General features: G+C 61.2%; 16 protein-coding genes. 4 read left to right on the plus strand and 12 right to left on the minus strand.

Translation table 11 applies throughout. From position 1 onward, the window contains the following. Nucleotides 1-7 precede the first annotated feature (7 nt). Genes sctC through K0H47_RS29075 form a run of 3 tightly spaced genes read left to right on the plus strand, consistent with a single transcriptional unit; the run spans nucleotide 8 to nucleotide 2,717 of the window. Complete coding sequence (gene sctC / locus K0H47_RS29065; RefSeq protein WP_219274013.1) at nucleotides 8-2,149, plus strand: type III secretion system outer membrane ring subunit SctC; 2,142 nt, start codon at nucleotides 8-10, stop codon at nucleotides 2,147-2,149. Beyond that, nucleotides 2,146-2,349 carry an HrpT family type III secretion system protein gene (gene hrpT / locus K0H47_RS29070; RefSeq protein WP_201140990.1) on the plus strand — a complete coding sequence of 68 codons (204 nt, stop codon included), beginning with the start codon at nucleotides 2,146-2,148 and terminating at the stop codon, nucleotides 2,347-2,349. The genes sctC and hrpT overlap by 4 nt, the downstream gene beginning before the upstream one ends. A gap of 5 nt (nucleotides 2,350-2,354) precedes the next feature. Continuing rightward, on the plus strand, nucleotides 2,355-2,717 hold the full coding sequence (locus K0H47_RS29075) for a hypothetical protein (RefSeq protein WP_063033141.1): 363 nt from the start codon (nucleotides 2,355-2,357) through the stop codon (nucleotides 2,715-2,717). On the opposite strand, the gene sctU is transcribed toward K0H47_RS29075, so the two are convergent. From sctU to sctW, 11 genes are read right to left on the minus strand one after another with little or no spacing between them, the layout of a single operon-like run. Continuing rightward, the gene (gene sctU / locus K0H47_RS29080) at nucleotides 2,714-3,811 is read right to left on the minus strand and encodes a type III secretion system export apparatus subunit SctU (RefSeq protein ID WP_219274014.1); all 1,098 of its coding nucleotides are present in this window, start codon (nucleotides 3,809-3,811) and stop codon (nucleotides 2,714-2,716) included. The genes K0H47_RS29075 and sctU overlap by 4 nt on opposite strands. After that, complete coding sequence (gene sctT, locus K0H47_RS29085) at nucleotides 3,808-4,596, minus strand: type III secretion system export apparatus subunit SctT (protein ID WP_177026483.1); 789 nt, start codon at nucleotides 4,594-4,596, stop codon at nucleotides 3,808-3,810. The genes sctU and sctT overlap by 4 nt, the downstream gene beginning before the upstream one ends. A 10-nt stretch (nucleotides 4,597-4,606) precedes the next feature. Next, complete coding sequence (gene sctS / locus K0H47_RS29090; protein ID WP_010177045.1) at nucleotides 4,607-4,870, minus strand: type III secretion system export apparatus subunit SctS; 264 nt, start codon at nucleotides 4,868-4,870, stop codon at nucleotides 4,607-4,609. A gap of 7 nt (nucleotides 4,871-4,877) precedes the next feature. After that, nucleotides 4,878-5,531 (minus strand): type III secretion system export apparatus subunit SctR, encoded by a 654-nt coding sequence (gene sctR / locus K0H47_RS29095; RefSeq protein WP_201140988.1) that lies wholly within the window; start codon nucleotides 5,529-5,531, stop codon nucleotides 4,878-4,880. Continuing rightward, nucleotides 5,528-6,541, minus strand: a complete 1,014-nt coding sequence (locus tag K0H47_RS29100; RefSeq protein WP_219274015.1) for a FliM/FliN family flagellar motor switch protein — start codon at nucleotides 6,539-6,541, stop codon at nucleotides 5,528-5,530. Before K0H47_RS29100 ends, sctR begins: the two co-directional genes overlap by 4 nt. Then, nucleotides 6,538-6,996 (minus strand): type III secretion system HrpP C-terminal domain-containing protein, encoded by a 459-nt coding sequence (locus tag K0H47_RS29105; protein WP_063033146.1) that lies wholly within the window; start codon nucleotides 6,994-6,996, stop codon nucleotides 6,538-6,540. The genes K0H47_RS29100 and K0H47_RS29105 overlap by 4 nt, the downstream gene beginning before the upstream one ends. Beyond that, the gene (locus K0H47_RS29110) at nucleotides 6,968-7,408 is read right to left on the minus strand and encodes a YscO family type III secretion system apparatus protein (protein WP_177026481.1); all 441 of its coding nucleotides are present in this window, start codon (nucleotides 7,406-7,408) and stop codon (nucleotides 6,968-6,970) included. Before K0H47_RS29110 ends, K0H47_RS29105 begins: the two co-directional genes overlap by 29 nt. Beyond that, nucleotides 7,395-8,741, minus strand: a complete 1,347-nt coding sequence (locus tag K0H47_RS29115) for a FliI/YscN family ATPase (RefSeq protein WP_219274016.1) — start codon at nucleotides 8,739-8,741, stop codon at nucleotides 7,395-7,397. Before K0H47_RS29115 ends, K0H47_RS29110 begins: the two co-directional genes overlap by 14 nt. Nucleotides 8,742-8,749: 8 nt before the next feature. Further along, nucleotides 8,750-9,649: an FHA domain-containing protein gene (locus K0H47_RS29120; protein ID WP_219274034.1), complete on the minus strand. Its 900-nt coding sequence runs from the start codon at nucleotides 9,647-9,649 to the stop codon at nucleotides 8,750-8,752. 10 nt (nucleotides 9,650-9,659) lie between these two features. Next, the gene (gene sctV / locus K0H47_RS29125) at nucleotides 9,660-11,756 is read right to left on the minus strand and encodes a type III secretion system export apparatus subunit SctV (protein ID WP_063033150.1); all 2,097 of its coding nucleotides are present in this window, start codon (nucleotides 11,754-11,756) and stop codon (nucleotides 9,660-9,662) included. Beyond that, entirely contained in the window at nucleotides 11,753-12,847 is a 1,095-nt protein-coding gene (gene sctW / locus K0H47_RS29130; protein WP_219274017.1) for a type III secretion system gatekeeper subunit SctW, read from the minus strand. Before sctW ends, sctV begins: the two co-directional genes overlap by 4 nt. 264 nt (nucleotides 12,848-13,111) lie before the next feature. Here sctW and K0H47_RS29135 point away from each other — a divergent pair, with 264 nt between their 5' ends. Beyond that, nucleotides 13,112-13,663 (plus strand): RNA polymerase sigma factor, encoded by a 552-nt coding sequence (locus tag K0H47_RS29135; RefSeq protein ID WP_063033152.1) that lies wholly within the window; start codon nucleotides 13,112-13,114, stop codon nucleotides 13,661-13,663. Between the two features lie 108 nt (nucleotides 13,664-13,771). Here the strand turns inward: K0H47_RS29135 and K0H47_RS29140 are convergent, their stop codons facing one another. Next, a complete protein-coding gene (locus tag K0H47_RS29140; protein ID WP_063033153.1) occupies nucleotides 13,772-14,989 on the minus strand; it encodes an MFS transporter in 1,218 nt (405 codons plus the stop codon). Nucleotides 14,990-15,192: the final 203 nt, after the last annotated feature.

Raw genomic sequence — 15,192 nt, forward strand, 5'->3', positions numbered from 1 at the left:
AACGATCATGTCTAACAAGAATTACAAGCTCCCTCGCTTGCGCACCGACTCGCCTGCAGACCGCACAAAACGAGCCCATTGGCGTGGCCTGATCTTGCTGCCCTGGTTGCTGACCCCGTTGGAAAGCACCTTGGCCGCCGTCCCCAGTGAATGGAAAAACACCGCCTACGCGTATGAAGCCGAACACAAGCCACTGCGGGAAGTACTGGAAGATTTCGCCCAGTCGTTTGGCACACAACTGCAAATCGACGGCCTGCTGGAAGGCAACGTCAACGGCAAGATACGCGCCAATACCCCGCAATCGCTGCTCGACAGGCTGGGCGTGGAGCATCGCTTCCAGTGGTACCTGTACAACAACACCCTGTACATCAGCACCCTGGACCAACAGGAATCAGCGCGACTGGAAGTCTCTTCCGAGACCCTCGCCGACCTCAAGCAGGCCCTGACCGATATTGGCCTGCTGGACAGCCGGTTTGGCTGGGGTGAGTTGTCCGACGATGGCGTGGTACTGGTTTCGGGCCCCAAGCGCTACATTGAGCAGATCAAGCAATTCAGCAGCCAGCGCAAATCTCCCGACGAAAAGCAGAGCATCCTCACCTACCCGCTGAAGTTCGCCAACGCAGCGGACCGCCCGATTGATTATCGCGGTGAAAAGCTGACCATTCCCGGCGTCGCCAGCATGCTGCGCGGTTTGTTGGAACCTCGCCCCGCCTCCACCCTCTCGACTCTTAGCCAGCGCCCAGCCTCAGCCTCACAACCCTCGCCCATCACGCCGAGCTTTCCACGGCTGGGCAACCCGATGCTGGGGCAGATGCTCGGCCCGGCAATCAACCCGGGGCAGTTGGACAGCGGCCTGTCGCTCACCCCACGGGCACCGGTGTCCGCCAGCAGAATCCGGGTCGAGGCCGACGTGCGCAACAACGCCGTGCTGATCTATGACCTGCCGGAACGCCAGGCGATGTACCGCGAGCTGATCGCTCAACTCGACGTCGCCCGCAAGCTGGTGGAAATCGACGCAATCATCCTCGATATCGAACGCACCCAATTACGCGAATTCGGGGTCAACTGGGGCTTTCAAAACAGCCGCTTTCGTGGCGGCGTAAGCATGGCCCCCGGGACCTCCTCGCAGCTGTCGATAGCACACCGTGACCGTTTCTATGCCGACATACGCGCGTTGGAACAACGTGGCCTGGCGACGATGGTGTCCAACCCGTCAGTGCTCACCCTGGAAAACCAGCCGGCGGTGATTGACTTCAACCGCACCCAATACCTGACGGCCGGCACCGAAGTCGCCAACATCCTGCCCATCACGGTAGGCACCAGTTTCCAGGTCGTGCCCCGGGTGATCACCTCCCGCGGGCAGCACCAGATCCATCTGGTGGTGGATATCGAGGACGGTAACTTCGATGAGTCCAACCCCGAGCGCATCGGCCCTGATGTGCGCCGGGGCAAGGTCAGCACCCAGGCGGTGATGGCGGAAAAACGCTCGCTGGTGGTGGGTGGGTTCCATGTCACCGAACGCACCGACAAGCAGAACAAGGTACCGCTGCTGGGCGACATACCGTTGCTGGGCAAGGCGCTGTTTTCCTCCACCGAACGCCAGAACAACCGGCGCGAGCGTCTGTTTATCCTGACCCCGCGAGTCATCGGCGATCAGGCCGACCCTTCACGCTACTTGCCCCAGGAAGACCAGGCCGAACTGCAGGCGGCGCTCAAGCCTCTGACAAGGCGCTATGCGGAGCATCAACCGGTGATCAAGCGCAGCGACATCACCAGCACCCTGGCTCACCTCGTCAGCGGCCAAGTGCCCAAGGCCTTCAAGGCGGCGCCGATGCCACTTGGCCTGGATACCTTGTGCGCCACCCGGGACCTGTTGGCCCTCAATACCGAGCGCACCCAGTGGTATGCCGGCCCGCAGTTCAACGTGGCCGTGGTGGTGCTGCGCAACCAGTTCAATCGCCACGTGCGCATCGATGAAAAGGAATGCAGCAACTCCCAGACCCTGGCAGTGAGCGTCTGGCCACGTGCCTGGCTCAAGCCGGGTGAAGAGGCTGAAGTGTTTATCGCCATGCGCCCTGTCATCAAAGATGAGCACATCGGCGTGCCCCGCCCTTCCCTCCTCACGCCAGCCCGGAGCACCCCACAATGAAACGACCACTGTCTTGCGTCACCTTGATTGGCCTCACGTTGCTCATCGTCGGTTGCACGCCAACGTGCAAGGGCGACTCCTGCTCACGTCCGCAATCCAGCGCCAATAAAATGGTGGTCTGGTGGCCGCCACAGATGCGCGTAGAACCCGGCCCTGCCGGCGAACGCTCGGATTATCAGACCATATCCCTGGAGCGGTGAACCCCATGGGATTACCCGACGATGATCAACATCGCCAGGTTTTCCTGGACCAGTTGGTGAGCGGCAATGACGCTCACCTGCCCCTCTCTCCAGGCATTACCCTGCTCCCGATAAAGGCCGGTACCCAGCGGGGCCTGGCCTTGCAGATTGCACCCGAGGCCTTACAGGCCGGGCAGTTGCAGCACGTGCTTGAGCGGCGCTTTGAACATGCATTGGCGTTCGACGGGTGCTTTGTCTACCTGGATGCCAAGGGCGCGCTGGTGATCTGGCACGCCTTACCGGTGGACGGTGCGGCGCTCAATGACACCGTCAGCCGGATACTGTCCCTGGCCAAGCTTGAAGCGCTGGATGTACGCCGCCCGCGTTAACGCTGTTCGAGTTCCGGCCAATGCAAGGTGTCGCGCTTGGCCTCATCGTCCAGCTCACGCAGCGTCCGGTAGATGAAGGCCACCGCCTGCAACGTCCCCCGGGGAATGGGGGCCCCCAGTTTCTTCTCATAGAGCGTACGCGCCAGCCACACGCACTGGATCACCGGCACATCGGCAGCCTTGGCCCGATCGATCAGTTTACGGGCCCCGGCGTCCGTGCCCTTGTCCACCAACATCGGCAGCGGGGTTTTCCCCGGACGGTAGTAAAGCGCAACGGCAAAGTGCGTCGGGTTGACCACCAGCATGTCGGACTCTTCCAGCTTGGGCAGCTTGACCTTCGGCTCTTCCTGGGCCAGTTGATAGGCCAGCTGACGCCGCTGGCCCTTGACGTGGGGGTCGCCTTCCGTGTCCTTGTATTCCTTCATCACCTCCACCTGGGTCATGCGCATGCGCTTGGCGAAGAAATGTTTCTGCAACGCCATATCGATCAACGCCAGCACCAGCAGCAACCCCAGACAGGCGTGCAGCAAGTGACGGAACAAGGTGATCAGTGCCAGGATATAGCTCTGCAAATCGCTGGTGGCGAGGTTGATCAACGCCGACAACGACGGCCCGATCACCACGTACAGCACCAGGGTCAGCAACAGCGCCTTACCCAGTCCCATCAACAGGTTCATTACCGACTGGGCGGAGAACATCTGCTTGATCTGGCTGAGCGGGTTCAGGCGACTGAAGTTCGGCGTCAAACTTTCCGGTGCGAACAGGAAGCCGAACTGCAACCAGCTGCTGATCAGCTTCACGGCAATCGCCACCCCGGCCATCAACAGGGCAAACGAAAAAAACATCAGCAGGCCTTCCAGCAACACCTCTTCCAGGGCCCGCACAAAAGGCCGGCCGATGCCCGACATCGCCAGCATCATCAATTGCTGGAAGCGCTGCATGCTGGTTTCAGCGGTGAACAGGGCGATTTCACTCAAGGCGGTCAGCACCAATAACTTGCCGACATCCTGGCTTTGCGCGACCTGGCCTTTCTTGCGCTGATCCTTGAGTTTCTTTGGGGTGGCGGCGTGTTTTTTCTCCCCTGAGTCACTCATGGTGCAACCCCCTGAAACATCAGGCCGATGGAATGTTTGAGGTCTGCCAACTGCGCCATGCGGGTGACGATCAAATCCTGCAGCAATGGAAAATACAGCAGCAAAATCCCAAGCCCGGCGAGGCACTTGACCGGCGTTGCCAAGGTGGAAACCTGCAGCTGCGGGCTGTACAGGCCCAGCACCGCGAAGCCGAATTCGAGAAACAGCAGCACCGCAATAAACGGCGCGGCGTACAGCATCATGTGGGTAAAGGTATCGCCCAGCACGCCGAGGAAAACGCTGAAGCCATTGATGGCCGGCAGCGGCAGCCAGGCGGTGGCCGGCCAGATCAGGTAGCTGTCCCAGATCACCTGGGTCAACACACTCAGCCCCAGCACCACGATCAGCAGATAAATCACCAACTGTTTGAACAGGTGCCCGATGGGTGTGGCATCCGGCCCCAGCGACGGGTTGAGTTGGCCACCCGCCAAGGCTCCGCGCTGGTTATCCAGCAGCGCGCCCACCGACTCGAACATCCAGAACGGCATGGCCAGCAAGATCCCCAGCAAAAAACCCAGGGTCGCTTCCTTGAGTATCAGCCCGATGATCATCAGCGCGGAGTAATCCTGGCCGCTCATGACGGCATGAATACCGGGCGCCGGAATCAACGCCATCACCATCACGATCACGTGCCGGGGCATGCCGCGGATATGTTGAAAACTGAACGCCGGCACCAGGAGTGCACAGGGATAAATGCGCGCCATGGCAACCAGCAGGCTTGGCAAATACTCAAGATAAAGCAGCACGCGCAGTCCCTCAGTTCAATGCCGAACGGGCGATCATGTCGAACATCAGGTTGATCAGCTGGATCAACTCCAAACCGATCCAGCGGCCAGTCAAGACCAGGGTGATGCCCACCGCCACCAGCTTGATGCCGAAGGGCAGCGTCTGGTCCTGGATCTGCATCAGGGCCTGCACCAGGGAGGTCAGCACACCGACGATCACCGCCACGATCAGCGGCGGTGCCGACAGCACCACCACCAGCAGCATGCCCTGCTTGAACAGCACGATGGGTTCCATAGGTCACTCAGAGGTAAGAAAGGAACAGGCTGTCGAGCAATCGCGACCACCCGGAAACCATGACGAACAACAGCAGCTTGAGCGGCAGGGAAATGGTCATGGGCGAGACCATCTGCATCCCCAGGGCCAACAGCAGGTTGGAGACAATCAGGTCGATGACGATGAATGGAATGTAGATCAGAAAACCGATCTCGAACCCCGCCTGCAACTGCGACAACACAAACGCCGGGATCAGCAGGATGAGGTCTTCGCGCTGGGTGCTTTGCGCCATTTCAGGTGGCCACATGCGCGCGCTGTTTTCCAGCAGGTGGGTCAACACATCCGGGTCGGTGTTGCGCAGCATGAATGCGCGCAACGGCTGTATGGCCTCACGCCCTGTCTCCAGCAGCGTCTGGACATTGCTCATGTCCACAGGCGCCGCCTTGACGTTCTGGGCGATTTCATAGCCCACGGGCGCCATGATAAATATCGTCGCGGCCAAGGCTATTCCGTTGATGGCCATGCTCGGCGGCACCTGCTGCACGCCGATGGCGTTGCGGGTAATCATCAGCACGATGACGATCTTCAAGAAGGACGTGCAGATGATCAACAACATCGGCATCAACGACAACGCGCCGAGAAACAATGCCAGTACAAGGGGGTCAATCCCCTGAAGCGTCATCGAGCGAAAATCACACGTGACAACTGCAGGCCCAGGCGCCCGTCCACTTCCACCAACTGCCCCTGGCCGATCGGCCGGTCGCCGTAATAGAGCCCGGCCATACCCGGGGCGTAACCGGAGATGCCCAGCACCGCGCCAGGGGCCAGGTTACGCAGTTCGCCGAGCGTCAGGCTCAGGGTGCCACAGCGCACATCCAGGGCCATGTTCAACTCGTCGAAGGGCTCATGGCCGAAGACGTCCATCACGGGCTGGTCACCCTCCTGCACCGGGTATTGCTGTGTTGCAAAATCCTCGTCCATGGACGTTTCCTCGATCGAAATAAGCGTCAGGCACAACGGCCCGGATTCATCATCAATACAACCGTGCAGCCGGTGCCTGCCGACGTGCAGCTGGCCATTGCCCTGTGGGTCGAACAGGGGTTGTTCAAGCATCACCACATCACCCACACGCAGGTGGCGCACCTGCTGAATCGGCAGACGCAGGCGCCCCAGCTTCACCGCAAGCGCCAGTTGAAACGACGCAGGCAGCGGCGCGGCAATGGGTCGCCAGGGGCCGGCGTCGCACAGCGCCAGGAAGGTCTCGGGCGCCAGCCACAGGTAACTCACCACGCGGGACGCACCCAGCGTCACCGTGAACCGGCAGCCGAACGTCAACGTCCTGGGGGCAGGCAGCAACCGCAGGTAACCGAACAGCGTCCGCACTTCGGGGCTCAGGTGATGGTGGAACAATTCCCAGAACCAGGAATCCGGGTCATTGCCGGCCTCTGCCAATGTCACAGGGCACTCCCCCAGCAGGCTGAACAACGGTCCAGGCTCGGCGAATGCCAGCGCCCCGCTGGTACTCTCGAAACACTGCGGTTTGGCACCCGTGGGTGCACGGCCGGGCGCCATCAGCAACTCACCGTGCTGCCCCGAGACCCGAAACCCCATGCGCATGCCGCGCCCCAATCGGCGCTGCGCCGCCACGGTGTTTGCGTTGACCACAGGCACGTTCAAAACCGGCATGATCATGCCGAGGACACATCTGCCAGGTGCACGTGCACCGGCTGCGCCAGCGCCCCGGCCAGGCCGTCTTCCAGGCGTTGCCGCACGCCGGGCAGCCAACGTGCGGTGTACGTTTCCTCAGCCGTCAGCTCAACGCTCCAGGCGCCTTGTTCGCGGCGCACGCTCGCGTTGATCCGCCCCAGCCGGGGCAGGTACAGCATCGCTTGCAACGGCCACTGCGCAGCGGCCTGTATACGAGGCGCCAATTGCTCGGTCATTGCCTCGATCATCAGCCTCTCGGTTGGCGCCGTCAGCGTCGTGCGAGAGGAACCGTAGCCGCCGCCCTCACGGTCGCGGGTAAACAGTTGGGTAAATAACAGCCTCTGCTCCACGGGCACGAACGCCCCCGTACCGGGCTCACGCTCATCCCGAGGCTCGCGCGGACGCGGGCGCTCAGGTTTGTTCGCTGGAACTTGTGTCATCGTTCTCTTCCTGCACCAACAAAAGGGATAGCTCCTGAAGTTTTTCAACCTCGCGCAAACACTGGCTAACGTGCCGCTGTGCGCTGTCGATATGAGTGAGTTGCTCCTCCTGCTGGCCGTGCAACGCATGCAACTGCCCTTCCTCGCGCCGGGTGTCGGCCGAGAAGCTGCGCTCCTGGGTATTCCAGGACGTGAGGTCGCGAAACGAGATCACTTGCCCTTGATGCTTGCCTAACAGCTCTGCGGTTTTGCGCGTTTCCTCCTCGCGGGTGTGCTCCAGCACTTCCTGTGCCTGCTGGATTTGCAACAGCAGCGCTTGTTGAAGCCGCTTGGCCGCCCGCAACGTGCGTTCGGCGCGATCAGCCCGATGCTTGCGCAGGCGCCGCAGGGTGTCGATTTCAGAAAGGGACATCGCAGGTCAGCTCCATCAGCAGATCCAGGGTGGTATCCATCGGTGCCGGCTCACGCAAGTCCTGGCGCAGGAAACCATCGACCGCCTGCCGGCTGTTCACCGCCAAGTCCGTCAGGGCATCACTGCCAGGCTGGTACTCGCCCAGCTTGAGCATCAGCTCGATCTGCTGGTAGGCCGATAACAACCGCCGCAATCCGGTGCCGGCCTTGATATGCGCGGGCTCGGCCACATTGCTTAAAATTCGGGAGAGGCTGGCCAACACGTCCACCGCCGGGTAGTGGCCGCGCTCGGCCAGCTTGCGCGACAGCACGATGTGGCCATCGAGCAGCGAACGGACTTCATCGGCCACCGGGTCGTTCATCGAGTCCTGCTCGATCAGCACGGTGTAGATGGCGGTGATCACCCCGTCGCGTGTCAGCCCGGCGCGCTCCACCAGGCGCGGCATCAGGCTGTACACCGAAGGCGGCAGGCCGCCACGGCCCAACGGCTCACCGGCAGCCAGGCCGATTTCACGCTGGGCCCGGGCGAATCGGGTCAAGGAGTCAATCAACAGCAACACGCGCTTGCCCTTGCGCCGAAACCCTTCGGCCAAGGCCGTCGCCGTAAAGGCGGCGCGCGCCCGCTCCATGCTGGAACGATCGGAAGTCGCACACACCAGCACGGCCTTGGTCCGTAGTTGATCGTCCAGCTCATGGTCGAGGAACTCGCGCAGCTCACGGCCGCGTTCGCCGATCAGGCCGAACACAATCACATCGCACTCCACGTTACGGGCGATCTCGGCCAGCAAGGTGGTCTTGCCACACCCGGCACCGGCGAACAGGCCGACACGCTGACCTTCCCCCAGCGTCACCAACCCGTCGATCGAACGCACCCCGGTGGACAACGCGCGGTTGATCCGCGGACGCTCAGTGGGCAATGACGCCTCGCACAGCACAGGGCTCGCCTGCGCGGCGTCATCCTCGACTAAGGCACTCGGCCCTTCGCCTGCAATCGGCCGGCCAAAACCGTCCAGCACCTGCCCCAGCAGATCGTCCCCCACCCGTACCCGATGCGGCACCCCAAGGCGCTGCACGCTGGCGCCCACACGCACGCCTTCCAGGTTGCCCAGGGCACTGAGCACTGCGTCCTGCTGATCGAACCCGATGATCTCGGCGAGCATGTAATCGCCCACGGTTTTTTCGACCTGGCATAAGTCGCCAATGCGCGCCTGAGGCAACCGGCATTGCAGCAACATGCCGTTGACCCGCTGGATACGACCGCGCACCGCCACCGGCGCAAAACTGGCCAATGCACTCGCCTGGCGCTGCTGCCAGGCCTCAAGACGAGCCCGCATCTCCTCGCTCACCAGCGCACCTCGATCCGTTGCACGCCGTCGAATACCACCTTGGTGTTGTCGATCATCACCAGTCGTAAACCTTCCACCTCATCACCGACGAACAAGCGGCTGCCCTGGTCCAGAACCACGTGCCCGTTGGGCCCGCCGACGATCTGCAGAATCTTGAAGGGCAATACGCTGCTGTGTTCGCTGACACGGCTGAGCACCGGCACCGAGGTATCGAACTGCTCGCCAAAACGGCTGAGCATGCGCGACACCAATTCCACCTCATCCCGGGAAACATCGCCGCTGAGGGTGACTTGGCCATTGATCACTTGCAGGCTGATGCGGTGGCCCAACTCTCGCTCGCCGAGCATCTTGAGCAACTGCTGACGCACCTCGTAGGGCGAGCCCAGCTCATGCTTGCTGACCACTGGCGGCATCAGCGATGCCTGTGCCTGGCGCTCGCCATTGGTGACCATACCGATCGCCGTGATGATGACTGCAGCCACCACCACCAGGCTGATCAAGCGCTTCTGCTGCGACCTCGAGATCGAGGACAAGGTCAGCGTCGGCGGCGCCTCACTGGCCGGTGCTGGCTCCGGCGCCGTCACCACAGGCGCCTTCGGCCAGGGCTGATCGGCCCGGGTGACGCAGAGTCGAATCTGGCCAATCGAAAAAGGCACGTTGAGTGGCAAGTCACTGATCTGAGCGACGAACTGGCCATCGACGTTCTGCACCAGCCCTTGCTCGGCCTGCACCAGCCATTGCCCGCCTGCTAGGCGCAACCATACGTGCCACTCGGCAATGCCCGGGTCGTACAGGGAAAGGTCGGTATCAGGATGGGCACCCATACTCCACTGCTCGCCAAACAGCGGCAACGCCGCCCCCTGATGCTGGCCATCAAGCACGCGCAACTCAAACATCATCAAGCCCTCATGCCACTGCGCCGCGCAACAGATCGTCCTGACCCAGATCAAAGCGCCCCAGCACCTTCACCTTGGAGGAACTGCCCAGCTCGGCAAACGACAGCACCGGCACATGGTTGAACTCTTCCAGCAGCAAGGTACGCAAAGGGCTGCGCAGATCCTGCGCGACCAACAGCACGCTCTTGCTCTTGGCCCGCACGGCAAAGGCTTGTTTGAGCAGGCTGACCAACACCGCACTGCTGTCGTTGTCGAGGGAAAAGAACACCCCGGTCTGGGTCTGGCGCAACGCATCACGCAGCACGTTTTCGCTGTGGGGCGACAACAGCCAGGCATGCAGGCCATCGGCTTCGCTGTACTGATGGAAAATCTGCGACTTGAGGGCAATGCGCGCGTAATCGGCCAAGGCATCCGGCTCACGCTCATGCTGGCCGTATTCGATCAAGGCCTCCACGATCAGCCGCACGGCCCGCAGGGGCACGCCCTCGCTGGCCAGGCGCTGCAACACTGCCGAAAAACGTGAAAGCGGCATGATGCGTTGCAGTTCCTGCACCAGCTCCGGCTGATTGAATTCAAGCCAACTGAGAATCGACTTGCTCTCCTGAATTCCGAGGAACTGCGGCCCGCTCAGCAGCATCGCCCGGGTCATGCGTTCGATGATCAAGCTCTCTGCGGTGAAGCGCTCCAAGTGCTCGTCGTCGAGCAGTGGATCGTCGGGCGCCAGCCACACCCACTCCTGTTCGTCGCGCTCAGGCAGTCCCTTGGCGGCCTCTTCGGGCTCAGTGGCCAAGGTGTCAAGGGCCACCGCTACCCGGTGTCCCAGGGTGGCCTTGATCATCGGCACTTCATGCACGCAGAAGCGGAACTCATCCTCGGCCAGTGCGGGTGCAAACTCGACTTCAAACGGCGGCAGCGTCAAGCCGATTTGCGTGACCAGGCCATTGCGCGCCTGGCGAATACCGTGGGTGACCTGCGCCACCTGTGCACTGCCGTGCAAGGCTGCCGGGAACTGCAACAGATAAGGCCGCGACGGATCAAAGCCCCGCAGGTCTTCTTCACCGTTGTCTTGCGGGGCGACCGCATCGGCGCCCGCTTGCTCCGGCTGCTCGCGCTTCTGGCGCTGGCGCACTAGGACGTAACCCACGGAACCGGTGATCAGCGAGATGAGGATAAACACCAGCGTCGGCATCCCCGGAAGCGCCGCAAAGGCGAGCATGCCGACCGAGGCGATGATCCAGCTCTTGGGTTCGCTGGTCATTTGCCGGGCGATCTCGGCGCCCATGTTGTTGGCGCCCTTGTTACGCCCGGACGGCGCCACACGCGTGATGATCATGCCCGCGGTCAAGGAAATCAGCAGCGCGGGAATCTGCGCAATCAGGCCATCACCGATGGTCAGTACGGAGTACAGCGCCATGGAATCGCCGGCGCTCATGCCGTGCTGGAACATGCCGGTGGAGAACCCGCCCAGCAAGTTGATCACCACGATAATCAGCCCGGCGATGGCGTCGCCCTTGACGAATTTCATGGCCCCGTCCATGGCCCCGAACAGCTGGCTCTCGCGGGATAATTGCTCGCGTTTGTCCCGGGCCTGCTCGCCATCGATCAGACCGGCACGCAAATCACTGTCGATGGACATTTGCTTGCCGGGCATGGCATCCAGGCTGAACCGCGCCGCCACTTCAGCGACACGCTCCGAACCCTTGGTAATCACCAGGAAGTTGACGATGGTCAGGATCATGAAGATCACCAACCCTACCGCCAGGTTGCCGCCCACCACGAAGTTGCCGAAGGCCTCGACGATATCGCCGGCATCCTGCTCCAGCAGGATCAATCGCGTGGTGGCAATCGAGAGGGCCAGACGAAACATGGTGGTCAGCAACAGGATCGACGGAAACGAAGAAAACGCCAGCGGCCCCGGCAGGTACAACGCCAGCACGATCAACAGGCACGAGATACAGATATTCAGGGCAATCAGGATGTCCACCAGCCAGGTGGGCAGCGGCACAATAAAGATGAACACAATGGCCATGATGACCACCGCGCCCATGACTTCGGCACGTTGTGCAACCTTCAGCAGCACGCCATTGATGACCCGTAACGCGCTCATGCATCGGGGCCCTGCGGGGCCATTCCCTGCCGGGTTCCGCGCTCGGTGCGTGCGTATTCGTCCATCACCAGCAAAAAGCTGTTCAGGCAGTCCTCACGGCCCCTGTTATCACGCCACACGGCCAGCGGCAGGCTCTTGAGCATCGGATAAACACTGTTGAGTGAAATCAACTGGTTGAGTACATCAACCCCGCCCAATTCAATGGCCAGGCGCTGGATCTCGGCAGTCGCAATCCCGGTGTTCGAGTAACCCAGCAAGCGTTGGAGCAGGGCCACTGCGTCCCGTGTCACCTCGGGATAGGTGAGGGCCAGGCGCTCGATCAAGTCCCGGCAATTGCACAAGATGCCACCCAGTTGGTCGCAGCCACGCAACCCCACCAGTAGCGTGAGCAATTTGGCCGAGGCGATCGACGGCGTCAGCGCCGCAATGTCGTCGGCCAGGGCGCGACGCATCAGCTTCAGCCCCTGGCCAAGGTCTTCGCCGCCAAACAACCCCAACAGCGCCTGCAGCATCGTTGCCAGGGATTGCCGGGTGACCACGCTGGCGTAATACACACTGCGCACCGCCTGGCGCAGGTGTGGGTCATCACTGCTGGCTTGCAGCGCCAGCGCCGTGTTCAGGCCCGCCTGGATCTGCGGCTTGAAGCGCATCTCCAGCTTCACCAGCGCCTCGCGAGCCAGTTTCGCTTCGTTGCTGCGCACCTCGGCATCGGCCTGGGCGGCCACTTGCTGGAGCACCACGTAGGCCCGGGCCGGGTCATTGCCGGTGATCTCCAGAAACTTCTCGACGCTGGGGCTCACCAGCAATTGAACCCTGACACTTCGCGCAATGGTCGCCAGCGTTGCCTGAGCCGGATGCCCCAACTGTTCATAGAGTTGCGCCAGTTGCTCCACCGGCATAACGCGCAACCCTATCTGCCGCCGTCCTAGCGCGCGACTGTTGAGCTCGACCTCTTGGTTGAAGAGCGAACCGAGGTCATCGCCGATCGGCGGGGTACTCGTCTGGGAAGGTGGGCGGTTATCAACCCTTGCAAGCGCAGGCTGATCCAGGCTCTGGGGCTTTTGCACATCAACGTGGGGATCGACTTTCATGGGGAATGCCAGGACAGGGAGATTCGTGTCCTTGTGTGGAGGGCAACCCCATTACGGTTCCATCTTGCCGGCGATTCAGAGGCTTATGAAAAAACCGGCACAAACCTCTGAAGGTTTGTGCAAAGCCTTGCATGAAAAGGCACCAAAACAAGATATTTCATCTTATATATCAACAAGTTATACATATTTATCGCTTGGCACAGGCAGTGCTAAGGGGGTTCCCGTCGGAATTATTTCGATCGTGTCTACCCTGAGGAAAAATTCATGGATATCCCAGTCGATGTTCTAGTTCACCTTACACCTGACCCGCACCGCTCCATCCAGAACCTGTCGGAAGACCACCACAAGAAACTCCGCCGTTTCATCCATAAACGCGTGCTGAACCCGGAAGATGCAGACGATATTCTGCAACTGACGTACCTGGAGGCCTGGCGTAACCGGGACCGCTTCGGCGGCCAGGCCACCCTCAGCACCTGGATGTGCGGGATTGCCCAGAACCTGATCCGCAATCACTTCCGGCGCCTGTATGCCAAACCGGTGCATTGCGAGTTCGATGAAGCGCTGTGGCATGGGCAGGAAGAAAACAACAACCTGGACTGGCAATTCGAGATCAACCGCAGGCTCGAAAGAACCCTGCGGGCGATTACCCACTTGCCACTGGAAATGCGTAAAACCCTCTACGCCTCGCTGGAAACCGACGGCAGCTACCAGGACACCGCCGACGCCATGGACATCCCCATTGGCACCGTGCGCTCACGCTTGTCCCGGGCGCGGGAACAGTTGAAGCGAGCCACCTACAACCCGCTACAACCGTAAATCAGGGCACCGGCGCAACGCCGACACCCTTTGCAGGAGCAGTTGATTTACCCGTTTGACGCAAGCGTTGGGCAGCAAGGATATCTGCCCGACTCGACTGACCCGATATCAGGCCTTTTTGGTACGCGGCAACAGAATCGCCAACACCCCGAACAGCGGCAGGAACGAGCACAGCGTGTACACGTACTCGATGCCGTGGATGTCTGCCAGGTGCCCCAGCAGAGCCGCGCCAATCCCGCCAAAACCGAACATCAAACCGAAGAACACCCCGGCGATCATCCCCACATTGCCCGGCACCAACTCTTGCGCATACACCACAATTGCCGAGAATGCCGAGGCCAGAATAAAGCCGATCACCACACTCAGAATGCTGGTCCAGAACAGGTCCACGTGGGGCAGAATCAGGGTGAACGGCGCAACCCCGAGGATGGAGAACCAGATCACCGCCTTACGGCCGATCTTGTCGCCAATCGGCCCGCCAAAGAACGTACCCGCCGCCACCGCCCCCAGGAACAGGAACAGATGCAGTTGGGAACTGGCCACCGACAGGTCGAACTTCTCGATCAGGTAAAAGGTGAAGTAACTGGTGAAACTGGCCATGTAGAAGTACTTGGAAAATACCAGCAGCCCCAGCACCACCAACGCACTCAGCACCCGGCCTTTGGACAGGCCATGGGTGGCCGCCTGGCCTTGTTTGAGCTTGAACAGATTCAAGTGGTGCGCGTACCAGCGGCTGATCGCATACAGCACAAACAATGCAAATACCGCGAACAGACCGAACCAGGCCACATTGCCCTGGCCGAACGGAATGATGATCGCCGCCGCCAGCAACGGGCCGAACGCGGAGCCCGCATTACCGCCCACCTGGAAGGTCGACTGCGCCAGGCCATAACGCCCGCCCGACGCCAGGCGCGCCACGCGGGACGCTTCCGGGTGGAAGGTCGACGAGCCGATCCCGATCAAGCCTGCTGCCAGCAGAATCAACGGGAAGCTGCCCACCTGGGACATCATCAAGATGCCCACCAGGGTGCAGATCATCCCGCAGGGCAGCAGGTACGGCTTGGGATGGCGGTCGGTGTAATAACCCACCCACGGTTGCAGCAGGGAAGCGGTGAGCTGGAACGTGAGGGTGATCAGGCCGACCTGGGTGAACGTCAGGCCGTAATTGGCCTTGAGCATCGGGTAGATCGAAGGCAGTACCGACTGGATCAAATCATTGATCAAATGCGCCAGCGCCACCGCGCCGATCACACGCATCACCAACGGGCTGGTTTGCCCGGCGGCAGGCGCCGTAGCCACGGAGGGCTGGGAATTGCTCAGAGCCATGGGAGGTTTTCCGTACAGCAGATGGATGCACAGGTGCAGGTGCGACAATGTGCCACTTTTGGGTGCAGGAAGGCTATCCCGTTAGCAGGCTAACGAGTAGATGAATCGATGCAGCGGTCATGGCTTGTAAAGGGCCAGCAAGATGAATCCCTTTAATTTGCGGGACGTTTCCTAGAGAATCTTTCGGCCTTGTGCCTGGGGGA

The organism is Pseudomonas sp. Xaverov 83, from assembly GCF_019352905.1.
Taxonomy (GTDB): Bacteria; Pseudomonadota; Gammaproteobacteria; order Pseudomonadales; family Pseudomonadaceae; genus Aquipseudomonas; species Aquipseudomonas yamanorum.